The following is a 24,845-nucleotide window of genomic DNA, read 5'->3' as shown; positions in this document are numbered from 1 at the left end:
CCCGTGTGCCCGTCGGACCCCCGGTCCGGCGGGCACCGCCGTGTCCGCGGCCGTCCGATCGGGCAGAGTGCTCCGGGACGGGACGGCGGCCGGGGAGGGACGCATGGGGTGGGACGGGTTCCTGCTGCTGTGGTGCGCGGGGTGGGGCGCGGTGGCGCTGGTCGGCGCGGCCAGGTCGCTGGCCGGGGTGACGAAGGCGCAGCGGACGGTCCGGTTGACCGGGCGGATCAGGGAGGTCGGCGAGCCGCGGCACGGCGCCTCCCGGATTGGCGGCATCCCGCTGGTGGTCGACTACCCGGACCCGGACAGCGGGCGGCCGGTCACCGTGACGGACGACGAGGGGCGCGGCGAGAGCGTCACCGCGGCCTGGGCGGGCCGGGAGATCGGGGTCAGCCACCCGCGGGGCCGGCCGCGGGAGTTCCGGTTCACCGACGCGCCGGAGCGGCCCGTCCGGGGGCTGGCCGGGCCGGCCGCCGCGCTGTTCGCGGCCTACGCGGGCCTGGTGGCGCTGGCCGCGGTCCGCTGGGCGGGGCCGTGGGCGCTGGTCGGCGGCGCCGGGCCGTGGGCGCTGTCCGGCCTGTGGCACCTGCCGGGGGCGGTCCGGGACCGGCGCGGGAAGCGGGAGCGGCTGGCCGCGATGGACGCGGTGCCGGGCCGGATCGTCGCGGTGTTCCGGGACGTCCGGATCGACCCGGACGACGGCTCCACCCTCACCACCCGCACCCCGGTGGTGGCCTTCACCACCCGCGACGGCACCGCCGTCACCGCGCACTGCACCGCGCACCTGGCGGACCCGGCCGGGGCGCGCGGGCGCGCGGTGACGGTGCACCACACGCCCGCGGACCCGGCCGAGTTCACCCTGGACCCGGCGGCCGACCGCCGCTCCTGGGGGTGGGACACGGCGGTGCACGTGATCGCCGTCGTGCTGCTGGCGGCGACGGCCGGGGCCGGCGCGGTGCTGCTGCTGCGGTGAGACGCGGGCGGCTGCGGGCGGCGCGGTGCCGCTGCTGCGGTGAGGTGCGGGCGGCTGCGGGCGGCGCGGTGCCGCCGCGCCGGGGGACGCGGGCGGCGCGTTGCCGGTCAGGCGGTGAGCAGGGCGGTGATCTCCGCGGCGAGCTCCGGGCCGAGCCGGCCCCAGCCCTCCTTGTAGCCGTAGACCGCGCCCAGCGTGCGGGCCTCGTAGTCGCCGTTCAGCACCTCGATGTCGTCCGGGGTGATCAGCGAGGGGTGGGCGACGCCGAGCGCCGCGGAGACCTTGGTCAGCTCCCGGCGCAGGGTGCGCAGGTAGGCGGCGGCCCGGGCGGCCTTGGAGACCGGGTCGACGCCGCGGGCCAGCCACGGGTTCTGGGTGGCGATGCCGGTCGGGCACCGGTCGGTGTGGCACTTCTGGGCCTGGATGCAGCCGATCGACAGCATCGCCTCGCGGGCCACGTTGACCAGGTCGGCGCCCAGCGCGAAGGCCACCGCGGCGTTCTCGGGCAGGCCGAGCTTGCCGGAGCCGATGAAGGTCAGCCGGTCGGTCAGCCCCAGCTCGGCGAAGGTGCCGTAGACCCGGGAGAAGCCCATCCGGAACGGCAGTGCCACCGAGTCGGCGAAGATCCGCGGCGCCGCGCCGGTGCCGCCCTCGCCGCCGTCGACGGTCACGAAGTCCACGCCGCGGTCGCCGCGCGCCATCATCGAGGCCAGCTCCTGCCAGAAGCCCAGCTCGCCGACCGCGCTCTTGATCCCGACCGGCAGGCCGGTCTCGGCGGCCAGCAGCTCGACGAAGTCCAGCATCGAGTCGGCGTCGCCGAACGCGCTGTGCCGGGACGGCGAGGCGCAGTCCTTCCCGACCGGTATGCCGCGTATCCCGGCGATCTCCGGGGTCACCTTGGCGCCCGGCAGCATGCCGCCCAGGCCCGGCTTGGCGCCCTGGGAGAGCTTGATCTCGATCGCCCGGACCGGGGCGGACGCCACCACCTCCTTGAACCGGCCGAGGTCGAAGCGGCCGTACTCGTCGCGGCACCCGAAGTACGAGGTGCCCAGTTGCAGGACCAGGTCGCCGCCCCGGCGGTGGTAGGGGGACAGGCCGCCCTCGCCGGTGTTGTGCAGCGCGCCGGCCTGCGCCGCGCCCTCGTTCAGGGCGGTGATCGCGGCGCCGGAGAGCGAGCCGAAGCTCATCGCGGAGACGTTCACCACGCTGGTCGGGCGGAACGCCCCGGCGCGCCCGCGCGGGCCGCCCAGCACCTTGGCCGAGGGCAGCGGGGCGTCCGGGTCGTGGGCGTCGGGCAGCGGGCCGGCGAAGGTGCGCTGCTTCAGGTAGGCGTGGCCCTGGACGTGCGCGACGTCCACCTCGGTGCCGAACCCGAAGTAGTTGTTCTCCTCCTTGGCGGAGGCGTAGATCCAGCTGCGCTGGTCGCGGCTGAACGGGCGCTCCTCCTCGTTGGAGGTCACGATGTACTGCCGCAGCTCCGGGCCGATCCGCTCCAGCAGGTAGCGGGCGTGCCCCGCCACCGGGAAGTTGCGCAGCAGCGCGTGGCGCTTCTGCATCAGGTCGCGGGCCGCGAGCGCGGCCACCGCGGCCGCGGCGGCGGTGCCGATGGTGCGGGCCTTCATGGGCGTTCCCCCCTCGGGTCCGGCCCCGTCGCCGTCGACCGGGCCGTCGTGTGGTGGTGCAGGGCGATGCTAGGAGGCGTCCCGGAGCGGCCGGCGGCCAGGGGGTGCGGGGGCCCCGGTGGGGTCGGGGGGAGGTGCGGGTCGGGCATACTCGGGTGGGTGAGTATCGCAGCGCAGACCCGTAGCCTCCCCGTACCCGACGGCCTGGAGGGCGAGCGGCTGGACGCCGCCCTGGCCCGGATGTTCGGGTTCTCCCGCACCAAGGCCGCCGAACTCGCCGCCGAGGGCAAGGTGACGCTGGACGGCGCGGTCGCGGGGAAGTCGGACCGGGTCACCGCCGGGTCCTGGCTGGAGGTCGAGATCCCGGCCCCCGCGGCGCCGGTGCAGATCGTCGCCGAGGCCGTCGAGGGCATGCGGATCATCCACGACGACGACCACGTCGTGGTCATCGACAAGCCGGTCGGCGTCGCCGCGCACCCCAGCCCCGGCTGGACCGGACCGACCGTGATCGGCGGCCTGGCCGCGGCCGGCTACCGGATCTCCACCTCGGGCGCCGCCGAGCGGCAGGGCGTCGTGCACCGCCTCGACGTCGGCACCTCCGGGATCATGGTGGTCGCCAAGTCCGAGCGGGCCTACACCGACCTGAAGCGGCAGTTCCACGACCGGGTCACCGAGAAGAAGTACAACGCGCTGGTCCAGGGCCACCCCGACCCGCTGTCCGGCACCGTGGACGCGCCGATCGGCCGGCACCCCAGCAGCGACTGGAAGTGGGCCGTCACCCGGGACGGCAAGCCCTCCGTCACGCACTACGACCTGATCGAGGCGTACCGGGCCGCGTCCCTGCTGGACATCAAGCTGGAGACCGGCCGCACCCACCAGATCCGGGTGCACATGTCGGCGCTGCGCCACCCCTGCGTCGGCGACCTCACCTACGGCGCGGACCCGACGCTGGCCAAGCGGCTGGGCCTGACCCGGCAGTGGCTGCACGCCGTCTCGCTCGGCTTCGAGCACCCCGAGGACGGGCGCTGGGTCGAGTTCGGCTCCGCCTACCCCGAGGACCTCCAGCACGCGCTGGACGTCATCGCCGCGGAGAGCTGAGATGGACGTCTCGATCCGGGTGGTCGACGGGGAGCCGGACCTGGCGCTGGCGCGCCGCGTCCGGCACGAGGTGTTCGTGGTCGAGCAGCAGGTGCCCGCCGAGCTGGAGTACGACGAGTACGACGCGACCTCCGCGCACCTGCTGGCCGTCGGCCCGGACGGGGCGGCGCTCGGCACCGCCCGGATGATCTCCGGCGCGCAGGCGCTGGGGCTCACCGGCGGGGTCGAGGGCCGGGTGCTGCTGGGGCGGCTGGCCGTGGTCGGGTCCGCCCGGGGCACCGGGCTGGGTGCGCGACTGGTGCGCGCCGTCGAGGAGTTGGGCCGCGAGCGCGGGGCGCGCGAGGTGGAACTGCACGCGCAGGTGCAGGCGCTCGGGTTCTACGAGCGGCTGGGCTACGTGGCCGAGGGGCCGGTGTACGACGACGCCGGGATTCCGCACCGGACGATGACGCGGGTGCTGTAGCGGCCCCGCCGGTCGCTGCCCCGGGGCCGGTCCTCCTAGGCCCGGCCCTGCTCGGTCCGGCCCTGCTCGGTCCGGACCCGGGGCAGTGACTCGGGGTGGTGGTCGCGCAGGTACGCCAGCAGGTGTTCGCGGGCGGCCAGGCGCAGGGCGGCGGTGGTGTCCGGGTCGCGGGCGGTCATGGCGGCGCGGACGACGACGGTGGACGGGGTGGTGTCGGTGACGGCGAGTGACCACTCCCGGCCGTCCCAGAGCTCGCTGCCGGCGAGGTAGCGCTCCAGTTCGGCGCGCAGCTCGGCGACGGGGGTGCGGTGGTCGAGGTGCAGCAGCGCCCAGCCGAGCAGGCCGGGGTCGCGGCGGGTCCAGTTCTCGTACGGCCGGGCGACGAAGTAGGAGACCGGGACGACCAGGCGGCGGTAGTCCCACAGGCGCAGCACCAGGTAGGAGAGGGTGATCTCCTCGACGGTGCCCTGCTGGCCGTCCACGACGACGGTGTCGCCGATCCGGACGGTGTCGCTGAAGGCGATCTGTAGGCCGGCGAAGAAGTTGCCCAGGGCGGACTGGGCGGCGATGCCCGCGATGATGCCGATGACGCCGGCCGAGGCGAGCAGGCTGGTGCCGACGGTGCGCATGGTGTCGAAGGTGAGCAGGAGCGCGCCGACGGTGACCGTCCAGACCGCGGCGGAGCCGACCCGGCGGACCAGGCCGAGCTGGGTGCGCACCCGCCGGACCCGGGAGGCGTCCTCGGTGACCGTCTCGTAGCGGCTGAGGAACGCCTCCAGGACGGCGGCGAGCACCCGGACGGACAGCCAGCCGAGCGAGGCGATCAGCACCAGCAGGACGCCGTGCCGGACCGCGGCGTCGTCGCTGTGCAGGACGCGGTGGACCGGCCGGGCGGCGAGCAGCAGGGCGGCGAGCAGCACCAGTTGGAGCGGGACGCGGCAGCGGCGCAGCAGGCCCCAGACCGGCGCGTCGGGGCGGCGGGCGGCCAGGCGCTGGAGGACCTGGTCGACCAGCCAGCCGGCGAACAGGGTGGCGAGGACGGCGGTGAGCAGGCTGGCGAGCGGCCAGAGCACGGGGCACCTCGGGTGGCGTCCGGTACGGGGAGCCCGGTACGGGGAGTCCGGTAGCGGGGGATTCGCACCTTATCGTGGGGGACGGCGGGGTTCCGGCAGCCGGGCCGGGGCGGGTCGAGACGTGCCGGTCCGGGTCGGGCAGATACGCGCCGGGCCGGGTCGGGCCGCGTCGGCGGGCTGATGGTTTCCTTACCTGCCGCCCGGTTAGGATCACCTGCCATGGGCTTCGGTGGGGCGTGGCGAAGGTGGCTGACCCGGCGCAGGGCGGTGCTGGCCGGCGGAGTGGCGGCCGCGCTGCTGGTCGGCGGCGGGGCGGTCGCGGTGGCCGGGCAGCCGCAGCGGGTGCACCGGGAGGACCGGTTCCTGGAGCTGCCGGAGGTCGCGGGCAGCGCCGAGAACGTCCGGATCGACACCTCCTTCTTCACCGCGGGCGGCTCCGGGCGGCGGCCGGCGGTGCTGCTGGCGCACGGCTTCGGCGGCTCGAAGGACGAACTGCGCGGGCGCGCCGAGGAGTTGGCCCGGCACGGGTACGCGGTGCTGACCTGGTCGGCGCGCGGGTTCGGGAAGTCGACCGGGCAGATCGGGCTGAACCAGCCGGAGCGCGAGGTCGCCGACGTCTCCCGGCTGGTGGACTGGCTGGCCCAGCGCCCCGAGGTGCAGCTCGACGGGCCGGGCGACCCGAAGGTCGGCGTGACCGGCGCCTCGTACGGCGGGGCGGTGTCGCTGCTGGCCGCCGGGTACGACAGCCGGATCGACGCGATCGCCCCGCAGATCACCTGGTTCGACCTGGCCGACGCGCTCTTCCCGCAGGCCGCGCAAGGGAGTTCGGCCGCCGACGGGGTGTTCAAGAAGCTCTGGGCCGGGATCTTCTTCACCACCGGCTCGTCGTCCGGGCTGGGGTCCGGGCTGGGGTCCGGCTCCGGTACGGACCAGGGTTCCGGCTCCGGCCCGGGCTCCGGTTCCGGCTCCGGCTCCGGTTCTGAGGCGGGGACGGCGGCTCCGGGTTCGGGCCCGGTGGGCTGCGGGCGGTTCCGGCCCGAGCTGTGCGCGATGTACAACCGGGTCGCCGCCGCCGGGCGGCCGGACGCGGACGCGGTGGCGCTGCTGGAGCACTCCAGCCCCGCCGCGGTGGCGGACCGGATCAAGGTCCCGACGCTGGTGGTCCAGGGCCAGCAGGACTCGCTCTTCCCGCTCGACCAGGGCGACCGGATCGCCCGGGCGGTGGCCGCGAACGGCGCGCCCGTCGCGGTGGACTGGTTCGGCGCGGGCCACGACGGCGGCCAGGAGACCAGCACCCGTGCGGACGCCCGGGTCACCGCCTGGTTCGACCACTACCTCAAGGGCGACGGCGCGGACACCGGCCCCGCCTTCCGGGTCACCCGCACCGGCGGCGTCGACTCGACCGGCTTCCAGGCGGTGCTGCGCGGCGCCGACGCCGACGCCTACCCCGGCCTGGACGGCACCGCCCGGCGCGGCGTCGAACTGACCGGCCCGGAACAGCGGATCGCCAACCCGCCCGGCGGCGCGCCGCCGAACATCTCCACCCTGCCGGGCATCGGCGCGCTCGCCCAACTGTCCTCGGTCGGCGCGGGCCTGTCGATCGACTTCCCCGGCCAGTTCGCCTCCTTCGACTCGGCCCCGCTGACCGGCGCCCTGCACCTGACCGGCGCCCCGTCGGTGTCGGTGCGGGTGCGTGCCGACACCCCCGAGGCGGTGCTGTTCGCCAAGCTGTACGACGTCGCCCCCGACGGCAAGCAGAGCCTGCCGCAGCAGCTCGTCGCCCCGCTGCGGGTGACCGGCGCGGACGCCGACGGCGGGCGGACGGTCCAGGTCGCGCTGCCCGCCGTCGACCACGAGTTCCCGGCCGGGCACCGGCTGCGGCTGGTGCTGGCCGCCACCGACCTGGCGTACGCCTCGCCCGCCCAGGCCGCCACGTACACCGTCGCCGCGGCCGGGCCGCTGAGCGTGCCGACCGTGCCCGGGCTGCGCACCGAGTCGGCGCCGCTGCCCGCCCGCACCTGGGTGCTGCCGCTGGTCGCGCTGGCGATCGGCGCGCTGCTGGTCTTCGCCCGGCGGCGCCGGGACACCACCCCCGCGCCCGAGCCGGAACTCGCCGACGTGCCGCTGCAGATCACCGGCCTGACGAAGAAGTACAAGGGCGCCACCGACCGGTACGCGGTGCGGGACCTCTCCTTCCGGGTGGAGGCCGGGCAGGTGCTCGGCCTGCTCGGCCCCAACGGCGCGGGCAAGACCACCACGCTGCGGATGCTGATGGGCCTGATCCGGCCCGACGCGGGCGAGATCCGGGTCTTCGGCCACGCGATCCGGCCGGGCGCGCCGGTGCTCTCCCGGGTCGGTGCGTTCGTCGAGGGCGCGGGCTTCCTGCCGCACCTCTCCGGCCGGGCCAACCTGGAGTCGTACTGGGCGGCCACCGGACGCCCCGTCGAGGACGCGCACTTCGCCGAGGCGCTGGAGATCGCCGGCCTCGGCGAGGCCCTGGAACGCGCCGTGCGCACCTACTCGCAGGGCATGCGCCAGCGCCTGGCGATCGCCCAGGCCATGCTCGGCCTGCCCGACCTGCTGATCCTGGACGAACCCACCAACGGGCTCGACCCGCCGCAGATCCGCGAGATGCGCGAGGTGATGGTCCGGTACGCCGCCGCCGGGCGCACCGTCATCGTCTCCAGCCACCTGCTCGCCGAGGTCGAGCAGTCCTGCACCCACCTGGTGGTGATGGAGCGCGGACGGCTGGTGGTCGCCGGACCGACCACCGAGATCACCGGCGCGGGCGAACAGCTGCTGGTCTCCGTCGAGGACGGCTTCGACGGGACCGCCGCGGTCGCCGAGAAGCTGGCCGAGCTGGCCGGCGTCGCCGCCGCGGAGGCGGTGGACGGCGGGCTGCTGGTCCGGCTGGACGGCCTGCCCGCGAGCCGGCTGACCGCCGAACTGGTGCGGCTGGGCGTGCCGGTGACCGGCATCGGGCCGCAGCGACGGCTGGAGGACGCCTTCCTGTCCCTGATCCGAGGAGCGGCATGAGCGGGACCACGAGCAGGGCGAGTTGGACGGGCGGGACCACGAGCGGGACTGCGAGCGGGACTGTGGTCGGAGGGGTGGCATGAGCGGCACCGTGCTCGGTCCCGGGGTCGAACGGGACACCGCCGCGCCCGGCTACCGGCCCGGCCGGACGCTGCCGCTGCGGGTCGAGGCGATGCGCCAACTGCGCCGCCGCCGGACCCTGGTGGTCGGCGGGGTGCTGGCCGCGCTGCCATTCGTCGTGCTGGCGGCGTTCCAGATCGGCGGCACGCCCGGGCGGGAGAACCGCACCACGTTCATCGAGCTGGCCACCGCGTCCGGGGCGAACTTCGCCGCCACGCTGCTGTTCATGGGCACCGGCTTCCTGCTGGTCATCCCGGTCGCGCTGTTCGCGGGCGACACGGTGGCCTCCGAGGCGAGCTGGTCCTCGCTGCGCTACCTGCTGGCCGCGCCGGTGCCCCGGGCCCGGCTGCTGGTGCGCAAGTTCACCGTGGCGATGGTGTTCTCGGCCGCCGCGGTGGTGCTGCTGCCCGCCGTCGGACTGGTGGTCGGCACCGCCGCGTACGGCTGGGGCGACCTCAAGCTCCCCACCGGGGCGACGCTCTCCGCCGCCGAGGCGCTGCCCCGGCTGGCGATCGCCGTGCTGTACGTGTTCCTGGCCGAGATCGTGGTCGGCGCACTGGCGTTCTGGCTCTCCACGGCGACGGACGCCCCGCTCGGCGCGGTCGGCGGCGCGGTCTTCGCCTCCATCATCACCGGCGTGCTGGACGCCGTCACCGCGCTCGGCTCGCTGCGCGAGTGGCTGCCCGCGCACTGGCAGTACGCCTGGGCGGACGCGTTGCAGCCGCAGTTGGAGTGGGGCGGCATGGTGCAGGGCGTGGTGCTGTCGCTGTCGTACGCGGTGGTGCTGCTGGCGCTGGCGTTCCGCGGGTTCGCGGCGAAGGACGTGGTGTCCTGAGGGCCGCGGCCGTGGCCGTGGCCCTGGACGTGGCCGTCGCAGGGGGAGGGGGGCTGAGGCGGGACGGGGGTGCGCCGGGTGCCGCCGGTCAGCGGGCGCCGTCGCGGACCAGGAGCAGGTCGAGGTCGAGGGCGTGGGCCCGGGAGGCCCAGACGGGCAGGTGCTCGGTGAGGAACCAGGCGGCCTCCTCCAGGTCGTCCTCGTCCAGCGCCTCGACGTCCTGCTCGTGGATCGACTCCGAGGCGAGCAGGGAGAGTTCGGCGAGCAGGTCGGCGGTGTCGGCGCGGGCCGCGAGGGTCGGGTACGGCCACGGCCAGTCGTAGGCGGCGTCGGCCGGGAACGGCCACGGGCGGGACCAGAGCGCGGCGAGGGCGGGCAGTTCGAGCGCGGTGAAGACCTCCGTCAGCTCGTCCCAGTGCCGCCCCGGGACGGAGACCGCGCCCAGCGGCGTGCCGAACGCACCCGCCAGGGCGGGCAGCAGGGCGGTGTAGCGGGAGTCCGCGTCGGCGCGCAGCCGACCGGAGAGCAGCTCGGTGAGCGCGGCGGAGGGCGGCACGCCGGGCAGTACGCGCTCGCCCGAGCCGGGGAGGCGGTGCAGGACGGCGGCGTCCACCGCGAAGGCGGAGAAGTACTGTTCGGCCATGCCCCGCATTCTGCCCCGGCCAGGCGACAACTCCATTGCCGGGTAGCGGCGTTGGGCGGCGGACCGGTCGGGGGGCGGTGTGCCGGGCGGGCGGTGCGGGCGCGAAGCGGGTGTGGTGCGGGCGTGGAGCGGGTGGGCCGGTGGGTGGGCGGCGGCCGGGGCCGGGGTCAGGGCCGGGGTCAGGAGAAGCGGAAGAGTTGGGTCCTGGCGCCGGGCGTGCAGGTGCCGACGTTCAGGGCGTTGCCGCTGCCGCTGTCGGTCAGGCAGCTCTGGACGCCGTAGCCGAACTTCAGCTGGAAGGTGCCGGAACCGGCGTCGGCGAGCGTCCAGTAGGCCATGTCGCCGTAGGAACCGGCCCCGGCGAGTTCGGTGGTGTTGGGGCTGCCCGCGTAGGGGGCGCCCAGGCTCATGCCGCTGCTGGCCGCGCAGGCGGTGAAGACCGTCACGCCGTTGCTGGTGCTCATGACCCAGCCGTAGGCGGTGTGGCCGCCGGACACCACCGGGACGCCCGCGCTGACGGCGTCGGCGCCGAGGCCGACGGAGCGGCCGCTGCCGACGTTCACCAGGTGGCCCCAGCCGCTGCCGCCGCAGCCCTTGGCCGGGCCCGAGGAGGAGGCGGGCGGGGTGGTGGCGGCGGGGGTGGTCGGCTTGGGCTGGTTCGGGGTGCTGCCGGAGCCGGAGCCACTTCCTGAGCCGGAGCCGGAGCCGGAGCCCGTGCCCGGGTTGCTGCCGCCGCCCGTGCCGTTCGCGGCACCGCCGGAGTTGCCGCCGTTGCCGGAACCGCCGCCGTTGCCACCGCCGTTGGCGGTGCCCGGGTTGCTGCCGGTGTCGGTGCCGGGGGCGGTGTTCGGCGGGACGGGGTTGCCCGCCGGGTCGGTGGCCGGAGCGGAGGCGGGCGGGGTGGGGTCGGCCTGGACGGTGCCGGAGGCGGAGGCGGCGGCGGACGGGGCGGCGCCGTCGGCGGAGCCGGTGGCCGGGCCGCCGGGGCCCGGCGTGGAGCCGGACGCGACCTGCTGCTGGTCCTGCTTCTGCTGCCAGGGCAGCAGGTCGAGCTGCTGGGCCGTCACGCCGCCGCCGGTGACCAGCACCACCGGCAGGATCAGGGTGGCCAGCCGGCGGCGCGCGGCCCGCTTGTCCCCGGACGCGGCGGGGGCGGTGGGCACGAGGGCCGCGGCGGGGACGGGGACGGGGACGGGGGCGAGGACGGGTGCGGGTGCGGGGACGAGCGGCGGGGCCTCGACGGGTTCGGGCGGGCCGAGCACCGCGCCGAGCCCGGTCGGGGTGGACATCGCCTGCCGGGCGGCGAGCGCCATCGCCGCCGCGTCCGGGTAGCGCTCCCCGGGCTGCTTGGCGAGCGCCCTGGTGACCACCGCCCGGACCGGCGCGGGCACCTCCGCGGGCAGGTCGGGCAGCGGCTCGCGGACGTGTTTGAGCACCACTTCGAGCGGCGTCCCGCCGGTGAACGGCACGGTGCCGGACAGCAGTTCGTACAGCACCACGCCGACCGAGTACAGGTCGGAGGCGGCCGAGGCGTCCTTGCCCTCGGCGCGTTCCGGGGCCATGTACAGGGCGGTGCCGATCACCGCGTGGGCGGTGGTGATCCGGGTGTCGGCGAGGGTGCGGGCGATGCCGAAGTCGGTGACGGTGACCCGCCCGTCCTGGTCGATCATCAGGTTGGACGGCTTGATGTCCCGGTGCACGATGCCCTGCCGGTGCGCGGCGTGCAGCGCGTCCAGCACCTGGGCGGTGACGTCCAGCGCCCGGTCGGGCGGGAACGCGGCGCGGCCGCGGGCCTTGTCGAGCGGCTTGCCGGTGAGCAGCTCCATCACGATGTACGCGGTCCGCGCGCCGGGCTCGCCGTCGTCCTCGCCGTAGTCGTGGATGTGCACCACGCCGCGGTGGTTCATCGCGGCCAGCACCGTCGCCTCGCGGCGGAACCGGGCGGCGAAGACCTCGTCCTCCATCAGCGCCGGGAGCACGATCTTCACCGCGACCTGACGGCCCAGCACCTGGTCCTCGGCCCGCCAGACCTCGCCCATGGCGCCGCTGCCCAGCCGTTCGGAGAGGGCGTAACGGCCCCCGAGCACGGTCCCCCGACCCCACATGTCCCGCATCCCCCGAGCATGTTGTATGGCTTGTCAGTAACGATTCTGACCGTTCGCACGCGCGCTGGGAAGCCGGTACCGCCCCCCGTCCCGCCCGACCGCGGCGACTCTACACCTGTGGTGCGGAGCAACTGCCGGTCGGGCGGGGCGGGATGAGGCGAGGTCAGACCGCGGGGGAGCGGTCAGCGGCGCAGGCGGGCGTCGGCGGCCAGGGCGTCGACCAGGGCCTCGACGCGCGCGGGCGGGAGGCCGCGGGAGACGAACCAGGCGCCGACGTTCCGTACGTCCCGCTCCAGGAAGGAGAGGCCGCGCGGGTTGGCCACCACGTCGACGATCTGCGGGACGTCGATGATCACCAGGCGGCCGCGGTGCACCAGGATGTTGTAGGCCGAGAGGTCTCCGTGGGCGTAGCCATCGTAGGCCAGCAGCGCGAGGCTGCGGCCCAGTTGGCCCCAGAGGTCCTCGATGTCGGCCTCCTCGGCGCGCAGTTGGGCCAGCCGGGGCGCGGCCGTGCCGTCCTCGTCGCCGACGAACTCCATCAGGATCTCGGTGCCGGTGATCTGCACCGGGTACGGCACGGCGGCGCCGGCCGACCAGAGGCGGCACAGCGCGCTGAACTCGGCCGCCGCCCACTGGCCGGCGATCGCCTCCTTGCCGAAGGCGGTGCGCTTGGCCATCGCCCGGCTGGTCCGGGACTCCTTGTGCTGGCGGCCCTCCAGGTAGCCGGAGTCCCGGTGGAACATCCGGTGCTGGGCGTCCCGGTACCGCTTGGCGGCCATCAGGGTGCGGCGGCCGGTGCCGGGACGGCGCGCTCCAGCAGGAACACGTCGGCCTCCTTGCCGGTCTTCACGATGCCCAACTCGGTGTCGACGGCCGCGAGTTCGGTGACGACCCAGGCGGGGCGCGGCTCGGGGCCCTTCTCGGTCGGGGTGGACTGGTCCCAGGTGGACCAGCGGTCACCGACGGCCGGGCCGTCGGTGCCGGGGGCGGAGAACTCCTGCCCGGCGTCGGTGTGGGTCCCGTCGGCGGTGTCGTGCTCGTCGCCGTCGGCGGCCTGCTGGGAGGCGAAGTAGTCGTACTCGGGCTGGGAGTCGTCGAAGCGGTCGGCCCGGCGGCCGCGACGGGAAGCGCCCTTGGGGCGGATGCGGGAGAAGGAATCGCTGTCGGCAAAGCGCTCGCGCACTGCGGTGGCTCCTGGTGGGGTGGCCCACCGGGGCGCGGAGTGTCGCGCGGTCAGCCGGTGGGACGAAGACGGGGGGAGGCGGATGGCGCGCACACGAGGGCGCGCCGCGTCACGGCGGCAACCATCGGTCTGCACCTCCTCTCGTCGGGCCCGCGAGCGCACGGCGGCGCGGCGGGACGGTGACCACCCTAGCGAGAGCTGCGCGCGACGCAAGGGGTTTTTCGGCGGGGCGGGCGGGCGGCGGCGGAGCGCGTGGCCGGGCGCGCAGTTCCCCGGGCTCCTGACGGGCCGGGAGCGGAGGGGGTTTCTCGGGCGTTCGGCGTGGTGGGCGCGAAAGTTCCCTATCCGGCTGTACGGTGGGGATGGATAGGGAAGGATGGGGAATGAACGATTTCTACTCGGTCGAGGACGTGGCCGAGCTGCTCGGGCTGCACGTGAAGACCGTGCGGGGGTACGTGCGGGACGGGAAGCTCAAGGCGGTGCGGATCGGGAAGCAGTACCGGATCGCCCGGGCGGAGGTGGAGGCGTTCACCGGGGGCGGGGTGCCGCTGAAGCCGGCCCGGGTGGACGTCTCGGCGGTGGTGCAGGTGGAGGGGGTGGGCGCGCGGGACGCCGATCGGCTGGTGACGGGGGTGCTGGCGGCGGCGAACGCGTGGTCCGGCGGGCCGCGGCCGCTGTGGGTGCAGGCGGTGCGGGAGGAGGAGCGGAGCGCGTTGCGCTTCGTGGTCATGGGGCCGCCGCGGCGGGTGGCGGACGTACTGGCGCTGGTCGACGACCTGACGGGAGAGGTGCGGTGACGGACGTTCGGGAGCTGGGTGGGGCGCGGGTGCTGGTGGCCGCGGCCGAGGGCGAGGTGGTGGCGGGGGAGCGCGCGGCGCTGGACCTGCTGGCTGACGCGTACCACCGGGAGGCGTCCTGGGTGGCGCTGCCGGTGGAGCGGCTGGGGGCGGAGTTCTTCCGGCTGCGCAGCGGGGTCGCGGGGGCGGTGGTGCAGAAGTTCGCGCAGTACCGGATGGGCCTGGCGGTGGTGGGGGACGTCGCGGCGCGGGTGGCGGAGTCGGACGCGCTGCGCGACTTCGTCCGGGAGAGCAACCGCGGCCGGCAGCTGTGGTTCGTCGAGGACCTGCCGGGGCTGGCCGGGCGGCTGGCGGACCGGGGGGTCGTCCGGGGCAGCTGACTTGCGGACGGGGGCTTCCGGTGACAGGTGACATGTGCAATTGTACATGTCACCTGGCCGTCGGGGGCACCTCGACGGCCTCCGACCCTCGGCCGCGGCCCCCCAACCGCGGCGCCACACCGGCCCGGAGGCCCCCACGTGCGAACCTTCCGGAAAACAGCCGCGCCCACCGGACGGGCGACGAGTCTGCTGCTCTCCCTCAGCCTGGCCCTCGGCTTCCTCGGCGCCCTGGCGCCGAGCGCCGGGGCCGCCGCCCCGGCCGGACCGCGGCCGACCGACTCCGACCGGGCGGCGGAGTCGTCTCGGTCGGCACCCCGCAGCACCCAGGCGGCCGAGCGCCGCAAGGACTCCGACCGCGACGTGCGGGCGGACGCCAGCAAGCGGCCGCCGCTGACGCTCAAGGCCGAGCCCGCCACCGCCCGGGCCACGGCGACGGCCGGGGCGACGGCCGCCGCGGCGACCTGCAACGCCTCGGACTTCACCGGCCGCACCGGCAGCGCCCTGGTGACGCAGATCAAGTCCGCCTCGGTGGACTGCGTCAACTCGCTGTTCCTGCTCAAGGGCAACGACGCGAAGCTGGCGTTCAAGGAGTCGCAGATGGTCAGCGTGGCCAACGCGCTGCGCGACCTGTCCGCCGCCTACCCGGGCGACGACTCCACTTCGGCCACCCAGATCGTGCTGTACCTGCGGGCCGGCTACTACGTGCAGTGGTACAGCCCGGACGCGGTCGGCAGCTACGGCAGCGGCCTGAAGAGCGCGATCGAGGGCGGCCTGGACGCCTTCTTCGCCGGCGCCCGCTCGCGGGACGTCACCGAGGCCAACGGCGCCACGCTCTCCGAGGCGGTCACCCTGATCGACAGCGCCGCCGAGAACGCCCGCTACCTGAGCGTCGTCAAGCGCCTGCTGAACGGCTACAACAGCTCCTACGACGCGTCCTGGTCCATGCTCAACGCCGTCAACAACGTCTACACGGTGCTGTGGCGCGGCCACCAGAACAGCGACTTCCCGCCCGCCGTGCAGGCCGACCCGAGCGTGCTGGACGCCCTGCAGTCCTTCGCCTCCCGCAACGGCGCGCTGCTCGGCGGCGACAACGGCTACCTGGTCTCCAACGCCGGCCGCGAGCTGGGCCGCTTCCTCCAGTACCCGGCGCTCCAGGCGAAGGTCCGGCCGCTGGTGAAGGGCCTGCTGGACCAGAGCGCGATCACCGGGCGCACCGCCGCGCTCTGGGTCGGCCTGGCCGAGATGACCGACAGCTACGACCGGGCCGACTGCTCGTACTACGGCACCTGCGACCTGGCGAACCGGCTCAAGTCCGCCGTGCTGACGGTCGATTACACCTGCAGCCCCAGCATCAGGATCGTCGCCCAGGCGCTGACCGCCGCCCAGCTGACCACCGCCTGCACCAGCCTCAAGGGCCAGGACGCCTACTTCCACGGCGTGGTCCGGGACGGCGGCGCGGTCGCGAACGACCACAACGCCACCATCGACGTGGTGGTCTTCCACTCCAGCGGCGACTACCAGACCTACGCCGGCACCATCTTCGGGATCTCCACCGACAACGGCGGCATGTACCTGGAGGGCGACCCGGCCGCGGCGGGCAACCAGCCCCGGTTCATCGCCTATGAGGCCGAGTGGGTCCGCCCGGACTTCCAGATCTGGAACCTCAACCACGAGTACACCCACTACCTCGACGGCCGCTTCGACATGGCCGGCGACTTCGACGCCGGCATGGTCACCCCGACCGTCTGGTGGGTCGAGGGCTTCGCCGAGTACGTCTCCTACTCGTACCGCGGCGTCGAGTACACCGATGCCCTCACCCAGGCCGGGCAGCACACCTACGCGCTGTCCACCCTGTTCGACACCACCTACGACAACGCCGACCAGACCCGGATCTACAACTGGGGCTACCTGGCGGTCCGCTACATGCTCCAGTCGCACCGCGCCGACCTGGACGCCGTGCTGGCCGAGTACCGCGCCGGGGACTGGAACGGGGCCCGGACGATCCTCAAGACCACCATCGGCACCCGCTACGACGCCGACTTCAACGCCTGGCTGACCGCCTGCAACGGCGGCGACTGCGGCACCCCCACCACCCCCTCCGTCCCCGAGTGCACCGGCGCCGACACCCGGCAGCTCGACCGGGGCTGCGGCCGCTCCGGCGTCGCCGCCACCGCCGGCAGCTACGCCTACTTCTACCTGTACGTCCCGGCCGGCACCACCAGCCTGACCATCACCGCCGCCGGCGGCACCGGCAACGCCGACCTCTACTACAGCGGCGCCAACTGGGCCACCACCGGCTCCTCCACCGCCAGGTCCACCGGCGGCGGCAACGCCGAGACGCTCACCGTCAGCAACCCGCACGCCGGCTACCACTACGTCAGCCTCTACGGGCAGCAGTCCTTCGGCGGAGTCTCCGTCAGCACCTCGTACTGACCGTCCCCGCGCCGAACGGCCCGGCCCGCCCACCGGTGGGCCGGGCCCCCGCGCGTCCCGGGATGGGCGATCATGGAGGGTCCGCACCAGCGCACCACCCGCAGCACCGAGGAGCCCGACCCGTGGCCGAGATCGTCCTGTTCCACTCCGCGTACGGCCTGCGCCCCGCCGTCACCGAGGCCGCCGGGCGGCTGCGCGCCGCCGGGCACATCGTGCACACCCCCGACCTGTACGAGGGGCGGGTCTTCGAGGAGCTGGAGGAGGGTATGGCGTACCGGGACGAGGTGGGCAACGACGAGCTGCTGCGGCGGGCGGTGGGGGCGGTGGCCCCGCTGCTGCCGGTGGCGGGCGGGCTGGTGTACGCCGGGTTCTCGCTCGGCGGGTCGCTGGCGCAGAACCTGGCGCTGGCCGACGAGCAGTCCCGCGGGCTGCTGCTCCTGCACGGCACCTCCGACCTGCGGGAGGACGCCGCCACCCAACTCCCGGTGCAGCTGCACGTCGCCGAGCCGGACGCCTTCGAGTCCGAGGACTGGCTGAACACCTGGTACCTGCTGATGACCCGGGCCGGGGCCGACGTCGAGGTGCACCGCTACCGGGGCGCCGGCCACCTGTACACCGACGCCGACCTGCCCGACCACGACGCCGAGGCGGCCGAGCGGACCTGGGCGGCCGCGCTGGCCTTCCTGGCCGAGCTGGACGGCGAGGGCTGAGGGCCGCCCGGCCCCCGGTCAGGACACCGGCGGGACGGGCGGCGGCGGGGGGTAGGCGTACGCGGCGCCGTGGCCGTCGGCGGGCGGCCGGGACTGGAACTGGGGCGGCGGGGCGCCCCACGGGCCGGGTACGGGCGCGGGCACCGGGCCGTGGGGCGGCCGGTAGCCGGGCGGTCCGGGCGGCGGGAACAGTGCGGGCGGGGCGGCCGGGACGGCGGGGGCGCGGGTGGCGGCGACGACGACCGCGGTGGCCGCCGCGACCAGCACGGTCACCACCAGGGTGCAGGTCAGCAGCAGGTTCCCGACCGGCCGGTAGGCGAACTCGCGCGACAGCCGGCCGCCGCTGAACAGGTTCACCAGCTGGGACAGCGCCGCGTACCCGTTCACCGCGCCGAGCAGCACGGCCGCGCCGCGCACCCAGCGCCCGCCGGCGAACGCGCCGCACATCAGCACCGCCGTCGCCAGCAGGGAGGCGATGTCCGCCCCGGCGAAGCCCACCGGCCCGGGCACCAGGTGCGCGTACGAGAGGCCGAGCGCGTCGGGCAGGTAGGCGAGGCCGCCGCGGACCAGGCAGGAGCCGAGCACGGCGTTCTGGACGAGGACCTGGAGCAGCATCAGCACGCCGATCCCGGGCAGTCCGCCCCCGCCCGGCCGGGGCGGGACCTGGGGTGGTGGGGCGTAGGCCATGACGGGTTCCCTCCCGATGCGCGTGTGGTGGATCGGAGGGTAGCGGAGGGGATTAGACTCGGGGGCGCGATCCCGGAAGCCGTGGTCCGAGCCCTGGTGGTGGCTCGGGCCTTACGTGTTTCAGCCCTCTCCCAGGACCCCGGAGGCCCCGCCTTGAGCGACCAGCCGTACGCGCACCTGCACGTCCACACCGAGTACTCGATGCTGGACGGCGCCGCCCGGCTGAAGCAGCTGTTCAAGGAGGTCGAACGGCTCGGGCAGACCCACGTCGCGATGACCGACCACGGCAACATGTACGGCGCCGCCGAGTTCCACAAGCAGGCCACCGCGGCCGGCATCACCCCGGTGATCGGCATCGAGGCCTACGTCGCCCCGGACTCCCGGTCCAACACCAAGCGCGTCCTGTGGGGCCAGCCGCACCAGAAGAAGGACGACGTCTCGGCGTCCGGCGCGTACACCCACAAGACCATCTGGGCCCGGAACAAGGAGGGCCTGCACAACCTCTTCAAGCTGACCTCGCGCTCCTACGCGGAGGGCTGGCTGGTGAAGTGGCCCCGGATGGACAAGGAGATCATCGCCGAGCACGCGGCGGGCCTGATGGCCACCACCGGCTGCCCCTCCGGCGAGGTGCAGACCCGGCTGCGGCTGGGCCAGTTCGACGAGGCGGTCCGCTCGGCGGCCGAGTACCAGGACATCTTCGGCAAGGAGAACTACTTCCTGGAGCTGATGGACCACGGCCTGGACATCGAGAAGCGGGTCCGCGACGGCCTGGTCGAGATCAGCCGGAAGCTGAACATCCCGCCGGTGGTCACCAACGACTCGCACTACACCACCGAGGGCGACGCGGGCGCCCACGACCTGCTGCTGTGCGTGCAGACCGGTAAGAACCTCTCCGACCCGGACCGCTTCCGGTTCGACGGCACCGGCTACTACATCAAGTCGGCCGCCGAGATGTACGGCCTGGACTCCTCGGACGCCTGGCAGGAGGGCTGCCGCAACAGCCAGCTGCTGGTCGCCCAGCGGGTCGATACCGCCGGTATGTTCGAGTTCAAGAACCTGATGCCGCGCTTCCCGATCCCGGAGGGCTTCGAGTCCGAGGCGGACTTCTTCAAGTCCAAGGTCTGGGAGGGCATGGACTGGCGCTTCCCGGGCGGCTACGACGAGGAGCACAAGAAGCTCGCCGAGTACGAGATGGACACCATCATCCAGATGGGGTTCCCGGCGTACTTCCTCGTGGTCGCCGACTTCATCATGTGGGCCAAGAGCCAGGGCATCGCGGTCGGCCCCGGCCGAGGCTCCGCGGCCGGCTCGCTGGTGGCCTACGCGATGGGCATCACCGACCTCGACCCGATCCCGCACGGCCTGATCTTCGAGCGCTTCCTCAACCCCGAGCGCATCTCGATGCCCGACGTCGACATCGACTTCGACGAGCGCCGGCGCGGCGACGTGATCCGCTACGTGACGGAGAAGTGGGGCGCCGACAAGGTCGCCATGATCGTCACGTACGGCACCATCAAGGCGAAGGCCGCCATCAAGGACTCCTCCCGGGTCCTGGGCTACCCGTACGCGATGGGCGACCGGATCACCAAGGCGATGCCGCCGGACGTGATGGGCAAGGGCATCCCGCTGTCCGGCATCACCGACTCCTCGCACCCCGCTACGGCGAGGCGGGCGAGATCCGCAGCCTGTACGAGAACGACCCCGACGTCCGCAAGGTGATCGACACCGCCCGCGGCATCGAGGGCCTGATCCGCCAGCCCGGCGTGCACGCGGCCGGCGTGATCATGTCCGCCGAGCCGCTGACCGACCACATCCCGGTCTGGACCCGGCACACCGACGGCGTCACCATCACCCAGTTCGACTACCCCACCTGCGAGGGCCTCGGCCTTCTCAAGATGGACTTCCTCGGACTGCGCAACCTGACGATCATGGACGACGCCGTCAAGGCGATCGAGAAGAACAAGGGCGTCACGATCGAGCTGCTCCAGCTCCCGCTGGACGACAAGCCCGCCTACGAACTGCTCGCCCGCGGCGACACGCTCGGCGTCTTCCAGCTCGACGGCGGCCCGATGCGCTCGCTGCTGCGCCTGATGAAGCCCGACAACTTCGAGGACATCTCCGCCGTCCTGGCGCTCTACCGGCCGGGCCCGATGGGCGTCAACTCGCACACCAACTACGCGCTGCGCAAGAACGGCCAGCAGGAGATCACCCCGATCCACCCGGAGCTGGAGGAGCCGCTCAAGGAGATCCTGGAGCCGACCTACGGCCTGATCGTCTACCAGGAGCAGGTGCAGAAGGCGGCGCAGATCCTGGCCGGCTACTCGCTCGGCCAGGCCGACCTGCTGCGCCGCGCGATGGGCAAGAAGAAGAAGGAGATCCTGGAGGCCGAGTTCGTCCCGTTCCAGCGGGGCTGCCGGGAGCGAGGCTACTCGGACGCGGCGATCCAGGCGGTCTGGGACGTGCTGGTGCCGTTCTCCGGCTACGCCTTCAACAAGGCGCACACCGCCGGCTACGGGCTGGTCTCGTACTGGACGGCGTACCTGAAGGCCAACTACCCGGCCGAGTACATGTCGGCGCTGCTGACCTCGGTCAAGGACGACAAGGACAAGTCGGCGGTCTACCTCAACGAGTGCCGCAAGATGGGCATCCAGGTGCTGCCGCCGGACGTCAACGAGTCCGACGCCGACTTCACCCCGCACGGCAGCGAGACCGTCCGGTTCGGCCTGACCGCGATCCGCAACGTCGGCGGGCCGGTGGTGGAGTCGATGATCCGCACCCGCAAGGCCAAGGGGAAGTACGCCTCGTTCCCGGACTTCCTGGAGAAGGTCGAGTCGGTGGTGTGCAACAAGCGCACCGTCGAATCGCTGATCAAGGCCGGGTCGTTCGACTCGCTCGGGCACACCCGCAAGGGCCTGACCGCCCAGTTCGAGCCGATGATCGACAACGTGGTCGGGATCAAGCGCAAGGAGGCCGAGGGGCAGTTCGACCTGTTCGGCGGCGACAGCGTCTCGGACGAGCCGTCCTTCGGGCTGGACGTGGTGTTCTCCGAGGAGGAGTGGGACAAGTCCTTCCTGCTCACCCAGGAGCGCGAGATGCTCGGCCTGTACGTCTCCTCGCACCCGTTGAACGGCATCGAGCACGTGCTGGCCGACAAGGCCGACTGCGCGGTCGCCGACCTGGCCGAGCGCCCCGACGGGACGATCGTCACCATCGGCGGCATCATCTCGGGCCTCCAGCGCAAGATGACCAAGCAGGGCAACGCCTGGGCGATCGCCACCGTCGAGGACCTGGCCGGCTCGATCGACTGCATGTTCTTCCCGGCCAGCTACCAGCTGGTCTCCTCGCAACTGGTCGAGGACGCCGTGGTGTTCGTCCGCGGCAAGCTCGACAAGCGGGAGGACGTGCCGCGGCTGATGGGCATGGAGCTGGCGGTGCCCGACCTGAGCAACGTCGGGGCGCAGCTGCCGATCGTGATCACCGTGCCGGAGAACAAGCTGACCCCGCCGATCGTCTCCCGGCTCGGCGAGGTGCTGGGCAGCCACCGGGGCAGCACCGAGGTGCACGTCCACCTGCGCGGCCGGACCAGGACGGTGGTGCTGCGGCTGGACCGGCACCGGGTGAAGTCCGACCCGGCGCTGTTCGGCGACCTCAAGCAGCTGCTCGGGCCGAGCTGCCTGGCCAGCTGACGGCGGTGCGCGCGGACGGGCCCCGGCGGAGTGCGACTCCGCCGGGGCCCGTCCGCCGAGGGGCGGTCAGTGCTCCTTGACCACCACGGTCCTGGCGCCCTTGTCGTGGAAGCACTGCTGGAGCGGCTTGTCCCACAGCAGGGACAGGCAGTTGACCAGCGAGAACAGGCCGCCGATGTACGGGACCAGGTTCGGGCCGCCGTAGATGGCGGCCCGGGTCCAGAACTGGCCGTCGGCCGGGCGGCCGCCGCCGGCCGCGTCGACCACCCGGAGCTTGAGGACCTTCTTGCCGACGGTCTGGCCGTGCTGGGTCGTCAGCATGGCGCCCTCGTAGCCGACCACCACCACCGCGGCCAGCAGGTAGTAGAGGAACACGCTGGGCGAGATCAGGTTCACGATGATCAGCGGGACGATCAGGACCGCCACGTCGACCAGGCGGGCCAGGAAGCGGTCCACCGGGGCGGCCAGCACCCGGGTGCCGGGGACGGCTTGCGCGCCGGGCGGCGGGGTCGGGCCGAGCCAGCCCGGCTGCCCGCCTTGCGCGTACTGGCCGTAGGGGTCCTTCGAGGGCTCGTAGCCGGGAGGGGTGTTGCTGCTCATGCGGGCGACTCCAGCTCAACTGGTGGGAATCCTGGAGACGTTGTACCGGTACCGAGGTGAACCAGGGAAGGAAGATCCGATAATCGTTACTCAGTGCCAGCGGTAACGGAGCCGCAACGAGTCCACCACCCGCTGGAACCGGGCCCGGTCCAGGGCGCACGCCTCGCGCCGCATCCCGCCGTCGCGCACCCGGAACACCCGGTCCAGCGCCACCCAGGAGTCCCGCCCGCTGCGGTCCCACGGGCCGGCGCCCAGCGGCACCCAGTCCCGGTCGTCGTCGTGGCCCTTGCTGGAGAGCATCACCGTCAGCAGCGAACCGCCCGCCTCCCGGGCCACCACCAGCACCGGCCGGTCCTTGCCCCGGCCGTCGTTCTCCTCGTACGGCACCCACGTCCAGACGATCTCGCCCGGGTCCGGGTCGCCGTCGTGGTCCGGCGCGTACTCCGTGCGGACCGGGCCCACGCCCTCGGCCCGGACCTCCACCGTGGCGTCCGGCCCGAACCGGCCCGGCTGCTCCTGCTGCTCGTTCAACTGATGCATGGCGGAAGGCTATCGACCGCCCCCGCGCCCCGGCACGTCAGGAGGAGCGCAGCCCGGCCGGGACCGCCGCGTGCAGGGCCGCCGCGAAGGCCGCCACCGCCGGGTGCGCGGCCCCGCCGGCCCGGAACGCGGTCCGGGTGCGCCGGTACAGCGGCAGCCGGGTCAGCGCCACGCCCGGCGGGCACCGGTCCACGCCCAACTGCGGTACCAGCGCCACCCCCTGACCCACCGCCACCAGGGCCAGCTGGGCCGCGAAGTCGTCCACCAGGTGGCGCACCCGCGGCGCGAACCCGGCCGCCTGGCAGACCCGCTGCACCATCGCGTGGCACAGCGTCCCGGCCGGGGCGGTGATCCACGGGCTGTCCCGGTGCTCGGCCAGGGTGCCGCCGGAGCGGGCCGCCAGGTACAGCGGCTCGGCGAACACCGGCCCGGTCAGCGCGATCCCCTCCTCCGGCTCGCCCGGCACCAGGTCGTACTCGTGCACCAGCGCCACGTCCAGCTCGCCCGCCCGCAGCGCCCCGGCCACCGCCGCCGGGTCCACCTCGCTCACCATCGGCTCCAGCTCCGGGTGCCGGGCCGCCAGCTCGGCCAGCGCCGCCGGCACCAGGGCGCGCACCGCGGACGGGTAGGCGCCGATCCGCAGCGGCCCGGCCGGGCCGCTGCGGGCGTGCGCCAGCTCGGCGTCCGCCCGCTCCAGCAGCTCCAGCACCGCCTCGGTGTGCCGCACCAGGTTCCGCCCCGCCGGGGTCAGCGCCACCCGCCGCCCGGTCCGCTCCAGCAGCGGCACCCCCGCCTCCCGCTCCAGCACCGACAGCTGCTGGGACACCGCCGAAGGACTGAACGCCAGCGCCTCGGCGACCGCCGCGATCGTCCCCAGCCGGGCCAGTTCGCGCAGCAACCGCAGCCTTCGGACCTCAAGCATCGGCCCAGCTTACGAGAAGCATCAGAAATGTGAACTGGACCCGCACGGTCGCCGCCCGGCAGGCTTCCCCGCATGGAACTGCACGGCATCCACGTCCCGCTGGTCACGCCCTTCACCGCCGACGGCGCCGTCGCCCTCGACGCCCTGGAACGGCTCGCCCGCGACCTGCTCGCGGACGGCGCCGCCGGCCTGGTCGCCCTCGGCACCACCGGCGAACCCGGCTCGCTGACCACCGCCGAGCAGGACGCGGTGATCGAGGTCTGCCGCCGGGCCTGCGACGCGCACGGCGCGCCGCTCACCGTCGGCGCCGGCCACGGCGGCACCGCCCGCACCGCCGAGGCGCTGGCCGCCCTGGACGGCCGGGCCGACGCCGCGCTGGTCGCCGTCCCCGCCTTCGTCCGGCCCGGCGAGGCCGGCGTCCTCGCCCACTTCCGGGCCCTCGCCGCGACCAGCCCGCTGCCGCTGGTGGTCTACCACATCCCGTACCGCACCGGTCAGCCGCTGGGCGCCGCCGCCCTGCTGGACCTGCTCGCGCTGCCCGGCGTGGCCGGGGTCAAGTACGCGGCCGGCGGCATCGACGAGCAGACGATCGCGCTGCTGGCCGCCGCCCCGCGCGGCGTGCTGGCCGGCGACGACCTGTTCCTCTCCCCGCTGCTGGCCCTCGGCGCCGACGGCGGAATCCTGGCCTCCGCGCACCTGGAGACCGCCCGGTTCGCCGCCCTGCACCGGGCCTGGGCGGACGGCGACGCGGCCCGCGCCCGCACCCTCGGCGCCGCACTCGCCGAGGTCTCCCGGTCGGCCTTCACCGGGCCGAACCCGACCGGGCTCAAGGCGCTGCTGCACCGCGCCGGACGCATCCCGACGCCCGCGGTGCGGCTGCCGCTGCTCGCGCACGCCTGAGAACCGCGCGACCGCGCGCAGGATTTCCGGCGGACGGGG

At 74.2% G+C, this 24,845-nt stretch carries 20 protein-coding genes and 1 pseudogene; 11 read left to right on the top strand and 10 right to left on the bottom strand.

Annotation, left to right across the window (positions count from 1 at the left end):
* Window positions 1-103 precede the first annotated feature (103 nt).
* Entirely contained in the window at window positions 104-973 is an 870-nt protein-coding gene (locus QMQ26_RS09870; RefSeq protein ID WP_282205453.1) for a DUF3592 domain-containing protein, read from the top strand.
* Between the two features lie 107 nt (window positions 974-1,080).
* Here the strand turns inward: QMQ26_RS09870 and QMQ26_RS09865 are convergent, their stop codons facing one another.
* Window positions 1,081-2,595: an FMN-binding glutamate synthase family protein gene (locus QMQ26_RS09865; protein WP_100835788.1), complete on the bottom strand. Its 1,515-nt coding sequence runs from the start codon at window positions 2,593-2,595 to the stop codon at window positions 1,081-1,083.
* A gap of 159 nt (window positions 2,596-2,754) precedes the next feature.
* Here QMQ26_RS09865 and QMQ26_RS09860 point away from each other — a divergent pair, with 159 nt between their 5' ends.
* Both QMQ26_RS09860 and QMQ26_RS09855 read left to right on the top strand, forming a co-directional pair.
* Window positions 2,755-3,693: an RluA family pseudouridine synthase gene (locus QMQ26_RS09860; protein WP_100835787.1), complete on the top strand. Its 939-nt coding sequence runs from the start codon at window positions 2,755-2,757 to the stop codon at window positions 3,691-3,693.
* A gap of 1 nt (window position 3,694) precedes the next feature.
* Window positions 3,695-4,156 carry a GNAT family N-acetyltransferase gene (locus QMQ26_RS09855; protein ID WP_100835786.1) on the top strand — a complete coding sequence of 154 codons (462 nt, stop codon included), beginning with the start codon at window positions 3,695-3,697 and terminating at the stop codon, window positions 4,154-4,156.
* Between the two features lie 35 nt (window positions 4,157-4,191).
* On the opposite strand, the gene QMQ26_RS09850 is transcribed toward QMQ26_RS09855, so the two are convergent.
* Window positions 4,192-5,229, bottom strand: coding sequence for a mechanosensitive ion channel family protein (locus QMQ26_RS09850; RefSeq protein WP_282205452.1), 1,038 nt, complete (start codon window positions 5,227-5,229; stop codon window positions 4,192-4,194).
* A gap of 219 nt (window positions 5,230-5,448) precedes the next feature.
* Between QMQ26_RS09850 and QMQ26_RS09845 the strand changes: the two genes are divergently transcribed.
* Window positions 5,449-8,265 carry an alpha/beta fold hydrolase gene (locus tag QMQ26_RS09845; protein ID WP_282205451.1) on the top strand — a complete coding sequence of 939 codons (2,817 nt, stop codon included), beginning with the start codon at window positions 5,449-5,451 and terminating at the stop codon, window positions 8,263-8,265.
* A 79-nt stretch (window positions 8,266-8,344) separates the two neighbouring features.
* Window positions 8,345-9,220, top strand: coding sequence for an ABC transporter permease (locus QMQ26_RS09840; protein ID WP_100835783.1), 876 nt, complete (start codon window positions 8,345-8,347; stop codon window positions 9,218-9,220).
* Between the two features lie 88 nt (window positions 9,221-9,308).
* Here the strand turns inward: QMQ26_RS09840 and QMQ26_RS09835 are convergent, their stop codons facing one another.
* From QMQ26_RS09835 to QMQ26_RS09820, 4 genes are all read right to left on the bottom strand, one after another.
* Entirely contained in the window at window positions 9,309-9,863 is a 555-nt protein-coding gene (locus QMQ26_RS09835; protein WP_282205450.1) for a hypothetical protein, read from the bottom strand.
* A 179-nt stretch (window positions 9,864-10,042) separates the two neighbouring features.
* On the bottom strand, window positions 10,043-11,950 hold the full coding sequence (locus QMQ26_RS09830; RefSeq protein ID WP_282205449.1) for a serine/threonine-protein kinase: 1,908 nt from the start codon (window positions 11,948-11,950) through the stop codon (window positions 10,043-10,045).
* A gap of 200 nt (window positions 11,951-12,150) precedes the next feature.
* A complete protein-coding gene (locus QMQ26_RS09825; protein ID WP_282205448.1) occupies window positions 12,151-12,747 on the bottom strand; it encodes an RIO1 family regulatory kinase/ATPase domain-containing protein in 597 nt (198 codons plus the stop codon).
* Entirely contained in the window at window positions 12,747-13,151 is a 405-nt protein-coding gene (locus QMQ26_RS09820; RefSeq protein WP_282205447.1) for a hypothetical protein, read from the bottom strand. The genes QMQ26_RS09825 and QMQ26_RS09820 overlap by 1 nt, the downstream gene beginning before the upstream one ends.
* Before the next feature lie 383 nt (window positions 13,152-13,534).
* Between QMQ26_RS09820 and QMQ26_RS09815 the strand changes: the two genes are divergently transcribed.
* The 4 genes from QMQ26_RS09815 to QMQ26_RS09800 all read left to right on the top strand — a co-directional run bounded on the left by QMQ26_RS09815 (window position 13,535) and on the right by QMQ26_RS09800 (window position 17,471).
* Entirely contained in the window at window positions 13,535-13,948 is a 414-nt protein-coding gene (locus QMQ26_RS09815; RefSeq protein ID WP_100835779.1) for a helix-turn-helix domain-containing protein, read from the top strand.
* Entirely contained in the window at window positions 13,945-14,328 is a 384-nt protein-coding gene (locus tag QMQ26_RS09810; protein ID WP_282205446.1) for a DUF4180 domain-containing protein, read from the top strand. The genes QMQ26_RS09815 and QMQ26_RS09810 overlap by 4 nt, the downstream gene beginning before the upstream one ends.
* A 186-nt stretch (window positions 14,329-14,514) precedes the next feature.
* Entirely contained in the window at window positions 14,515-16,761 is a 2,247-nt protein-coding gene (locus QMQ26_RS09805) for a M9 family metallopeptidase (RefSeq protein WP_449768977.1), read from the top strand.
* Window positions 16,762-16,883: 122 nt separating this feature from the next.
* Window positions 16,884-17,471, top strand: a complete 588-nt coding sequence (locus tag QMQ26_RS09800; protein WP_282205444.1) for a dienelactone hydrolase family protein — start codon at window positions 16,884-16,886, stop codon at window positions 17,469-17,471.
* Window positions 17,472-17,489: 18 nt separating this feature from the next.
* Here the strand turns inward: QMQ26_RS09800 and QMQ26_RS09795 are convergent, their stop codons facing one another.
* The gene (locus QMQ26_RS09795; RefSeq protein WP_282205443.1) at window positions 17,490-18,158 is read right to left on the bottom strand and encodes a hypothetical protein; all 669 of its coding nucleotides are present in this window, start codon (window positions 18,156-18,158) and stop codon (window positions 17,490-17,492) included.
* A 201-nt stretch (window positions 18,159-18,359) separates the two neighbouring features.
* Here QMQ26_RS09795 and dnaE point away from each other — a divergent pair.
* Window positions 18,360-21,844: pseudogene (gene dnaE / locus QMQ26_RS09790) on the top strand (DNA polymerase III subunit alpha).
* A 66-nt stretch (window positions 21,845-21,910) separates the two neighbouring features.
* Here the strand turns inward: dnaE and QMQ26_RS09785 are convergent.
* The 3 genes from QMQ26_RS09785 to QMQ26_RS09775 form a co-directional block, all read right to left on the bottom strand.
* A complete protein-coding gene (locus QMQ26_RS09785; RefSeq protein WP_282205442.1) occupies window positions 21,911-22,444 on the bottom strand; it encodes an RDD family protein in 534 nt (177 codons plus the stop codon).
* Window positions 22,445-22,534: 90 nt separating this feature from the next.
* Window positions 22,535-22,984 carry a type II toxin-antitoxin system PemK/MazF family toxin gene (locus tag QMQ26_RS09780; RefSeq protein ID WP_282205441.1) on the bottom strand — a complete coding sequence of 150 codons (450 nt, stop codon included), beginning with the start codon at window positions 22,982-22,984 and terminating at the stop codon, window positions 22,535-22,537.
* Window positions 22,985-23,021: 37 nt separating this feature from the next.
* Window positions 23,022-23,906, bottom strand: a complete 885-nt coding sequence (locus QMQ26_RS09775; protein WP_282205440.1) for a LysR family transcriptional regulator — start codon at window positions 23,904-23,906, stop codon at window positions 23,022-23,024.
* 72 nt (window positions 23,907-23,978) lie between these two features.
* On the opposite strand from QMQ26_RS09775, the gene QMQ26_RS09770 reads away from it, so the two are divergent.
* A complete protein-coding gene (locus QMQ26_RS09770; protein ID WP_282205439.1) occupies window positions 23,979-24,806 on the top strand; it encodes a dihydrodipicolinate synthase family protein in 828 nt (275 codons plus the stop codon).
* Window positions 24,807-24,845 lie beyond the last annotated feature (39 nt).

The organism is Kitasatospora fiedleri (genome assembly GCF_948472415.1).
GTDB lineage: Bacteria > Actinomycetota > Actinomycetes > Streptomycetales > Streptomycetaceae > Kitasatospora > Kitasatospora fiedleri.
Note: the sequence above shows the minus strand (reverse complement) of the source record. Positions and strands in the feature narration are given on the sequence as shown.

Coding starts and splice junctions, on each gene's coding strand:
- QMQ26_RS09870 (WP_282205453.1), top strand. CDS start 104: ATGGGGTGGGACGGGTTCCTGCTGCTGTGGTGCGCGGGGTGGGGCGCG.
- QMQ26_RS09865 (WP_100835788.1), bottom strand. CDS start 2,595: ATGAAGGCCCGCACCATCGGCACCGCCGCCGCGGCCGCGGTGGCCGCG.
- QMQ26_RS09855 (WP_100835786.1), top strand. CDS start 3,695: ATGGACGTCTCGATCCGGGTGGTCGACGGGGAGCCGGACCTGGCGCTG.
- QMQ26_RS09845 (WP_282205451.1), top strand. CDS start 5,449: ATGGGCTTCGGTGGGGCGTGGCGAAGGTGGCTGACCCGGCGCAGGGCG.
- QMQ26_RS09840 (WP_100835783.1), top strand. CDS start 8,345: ATGAGCGGCACCGTGCTCGGTCCCGGGGTCGAACGGGACACCGCCGCG.
- QMQ26_RS09835 (WP_282205450.1), bottom strand. CDS start 9,863: ATGGCCGAACAGTACTTCTCCGCCTTCGCGGTGGACGCCGCCGTCCTG.
- QMQ26_RS09825 (WP_282205448.1), bottom strand. CDS start 12,747: ATGGCCGCCAAGCGGTACCGGGACGCCCAGCACCGGATGTTCCACCGG.
- QMQ26_RS09815 (WP_100835779.1), top strand. CDS start 13,535: ATGAACGATTTCTACTCGGTCGAGGACGTGGCCGAGCTGCTCGGGCTG.
- QMQ26_RS09795 (WP_282205443.1), bottom strand. CDS start 18,158: ATGGCCTACGCCCCACCACCCCAGGTCCCGCCCCGGCCGGGCGGGGGC.
- QMQ26_RS09785 (WP_282205442.1), bottom strand. CDS start 22,444: ATGAGCAGCAACACCCCTCCCGGCTACGAGCCCTCGAAGGACCCCTAC.
- QMQ26_RS09780 (WP_282205441.1), bottom strand. CDS start 22,984: ATGCATCAGTTGAACGAGCAGCAGGAGCAGCCGGGCCGGTTCGGGCCG.
- QMQ26_RS09775 (WP_282205440.1), bottom strand. CDS start 23,906: ATGCTTGAGGTCCGAAGGCTGCGGTTGCTGCGCGAACTGGCCCGGCTG.
- QMQ26_RS09770 (WP_282205439.1), top strand. CDS start 23,979: ATGGAACTGCACGGCATCCACGTCCCGCTGGTCACGCCCTTCACCGCC.